The organism is Vreelandella sp. L-15 (genome assembly GCF_056857635.1).
On the sequence record NZ_JBSXNN010000031.1, the window covers coordinates 1 to 2,302 of the forward strand.

Genomic DNA, 2,302 nt, shown 5'->3' on the forward strand with positions numbered 1-2,302 from the left:
AAGGCCTGCAGCAAGCCGTTGATCGCATTGTGGCCATTATACAAGCCTCTCCTGATAAAGAGCGGATCGATAACATTATCACCCGCTGGCTCAAACGATATCTTCAGCGGCTAGGAGCCAAGGCAAACCTAGACCAGCTCATCGCCGATATTGAAGAACTGCCTGTAGAAGAGATTGAAAAGCTACGCGCCGACATTAAGCACTAACTCATACTCGAAGTGGCGGTATCTAGAGCAGCCAGCTGCATTCGCAGCTTCTTGGCGTGGTCAGGCTGTATGCCAGACGTGTTGCCAGTCGAGTAGAACCGTTTCAGTCCTTTGTGACGGAATGATTTAATCATGAGGGAATGACAGCATGTTGCGCACCACGCAACAATAAAGTTTAACGCCCCTCACGCGCCGGTTTGGAGCCGCGAAGCGGTGGAAAATCGGTCGCTGTGCAGCCGATTGTTAAAGCCTGCCAAGCCAGTACTGCGGACGTCGCCGGTCATGGGCAACAGCCAGAACTTGAAAACCATCAGGCTTCTCTCGGTAAACGATGGATAGCGGAAATCTGTGAAGGGGCGCTCTACGAATATCTGGCGGCAACTCAACTTGCCAGGCTTTTGGTGACTCGCCAACTAAATTGGCCAGGGCCTCAAATTCCTCTATGAAGGCACCACCCAATCCCGGAACTTTTGATTCGTAATAACCAACTGATTCCAGAAACTCGGCTTCCGCTGCCGGGTGAAAAGAATAGGTCATTTGATCAGTGCTCTAGCCTTCCTCATGACAGCCTCACCAGGCACAGCCTGAACAGTGCCATTATCCAGCTCTTCGCCTCTACGCCGAGCCTCGAGCAACCAATCGGACCTGAGCTCTTCTTCTGACGGAGACTCCAGACTTAATACCAGTCGCTGGATCAATTGTGCTCGCTCCTCTTTAGGAAGGTGGAGCGCCTCGTCTTCAATTTTCTGAAGATTCATGGCAAAAATCTCTCGTTCGCGTAACACTCAATTTTGACACGGATGGGTGCCGGGTTCCACGACTCGGTTTTTCGCTTTAACGCAAAGCTAAGCGGCGGCCCGTCAGGGACGTCCGGTGGACGGCCGACAGGCCGGGAACGCACTTAAGCGATTTGTTAAAATGGCTCAAGGCTGCAACCAGTCCTTATCAGGCCTCGCAAGCTGGCGTGCATTGTTATAAGCCATTTCTAAGGTTAAGCACGTTGATGCTCGGTAGAACGCACCATGGTTTTCTACCACCAGCGCCAGGTCAGCTACACCGGGGCTACCTATACACAGAGGCAACATTAACTGGACTCGACCGCGATAGTATTGGGGTATGGCGGTTTTATAGTTTCTTTTCACGCGCTCTTGAGCGTTGTCGATCGCACCTTTCAAGAAGGTCTGGAGGGGGTATTCATCCATTGAGCGGTACGGCTCAGGAAATCGCTCTTTGTTGTCGGCGATTACGTGCTCAACGTTAACCCTCAGCTCCTTTCGAGGATCTAACACTAACACCGTAGGATCGTCGAAATAGTGGGCCATTTCTGGCAATGCAGAAAAAGACGACAAAGCGTGGTCGCCTTTCCGTTTCCACGCCGTAAAATGCCACTGTACATCTGTGTCCGGCATGTTATTGGGCGTGCAATAACAAAATATGGGCTCTTGAGAAGAGGTGACAAGCCCAGTATTATACACCCTGCCATGAAACCTCAATGAACGTGACATCACAATGACTGAGGTTTCATAGCCACCAAATTGAATCTACCTCATTGATTCTACAGCGTGCAAAGAGAATTTTGGCGATGTAGCCAAAATTCGCGGGCTTGCGCGTTTTGCTCGCCTCAATAACCCCCCGGTGTCAGGATGAGTGTCGTACCCTCTGATACCCCCGGCTTATTCATGGCGGCGCTTTGCGAAGCCCTCGACAACAGCGGCGTGATCGAGGCGCTGGAAGACAACCTGGTCGACCTCCGCAATCCGCTACGCGTCCGCCACTCACCGGCCACTCGCGCTGAAGAAGCCGATCCTGATAAGCGATGCCACCAGTCAGTACCTCCAGACCGCTCGATCAGCACCCTCGTGAATGAGGCGGGATATACCGTTGCGAGGAGTGCATCGGTGGTTACGGAACTGATCACGCGATTAATTTTGAATAGGTACTTAAGCACGAACTACCCCGCACTTCCGCATGCTAGACTACCCATCGTTTGCACAGCGCCACCCTTGGAGGACAGCATGCCAGCTACTCATCGCCGTAAACTGCCCATCGGGATTCAGACCTTTTCCGATATTCGCGAAGGCGGCTACTACTATGTC

General features: G+C 52.2%; 5 protein-coding genes and 1 pseudogene. 2 read left to right on the forward strand and 4 right to left on the reverse strand.

Annotation, left to right across the window (positions count from 1 at the left end):
- Positions 1–206 (forward strand): annotated as a pseudogene (locus tag AC13CY_RS03450) (hypothetical protein); the annotation flags it as partial.
- On the opposite strand, the gene AC13CY_RS03455 reads toward AC13CY_RS03450, so the two are convergent.
- From AC13CY_RS03455 to AC13CY_RS03470, 4 genes are all read right to left on the reverse strand, one after another.
- A complete protein-coding gene (locus AC13CY_RS03455) occupies positions 203–340 on the reverse strand; it encodes a type II toxin-antitoxin system RelE/ParE family toxin (RefSeq protein WP_197746133.1) in 138 nt (45 codons plus the stop codon). The pseudogene AC13CY_RS03450 and the gene AC13CY_RS03455 overlap by 4 nt on opposite strands.
- Before the next feature lie 109 nt (positions 341–449).
- On the reverse strand, positions 450–743 hold the full coding sequence (locus tag AC13CY_RS03460; RefSeq protein ID WP_058578213.1) for a type II toxin-antitoxin system RelE/ParE family toxin: 294 nt from the start codon (positions 741–743) through the stop codon (positions 450–452).
- Positions 740–964, reverse strand: coding sequence for an addiction module protein (locus AC13CY_RS03465; protein ID WP_058578214.1), 225 nt, complete (start codon positions 962–964; stop codon positions 740–742). Before AC13CY_RS03465 ends, AC13CY_RS03460 begins: the two co-directional genes overlap by 4 nt.
- A 165-nt stretch (positions 965–1,129) precedes the next feature.
- Positions 1,130–1,711: a DUF3825 domain-containing protein gene (locus AC13CY_RS03470; RefSeq protein WP_483052289.1), complete on the reverse strand. Its 582-nt coding sequence runs from the start codon at positions 1,709–1,711 to the stop codon at positions 1,130–1,132.
- 138 nt (positions 1,712–1,849) lie between these two features.
- On the opposite strand from AC13CY_RS03470, the gene AC13CY_RS03475 reads away from it, so the two are divergent.
- A partial coding sequence (locus tag AC13CY_RS03475) for a hypothetical protein (protein WP_483052290.1) occupies positions 1,850–2,302 on the forward strand: 453 nt, incomplete at its 3' end.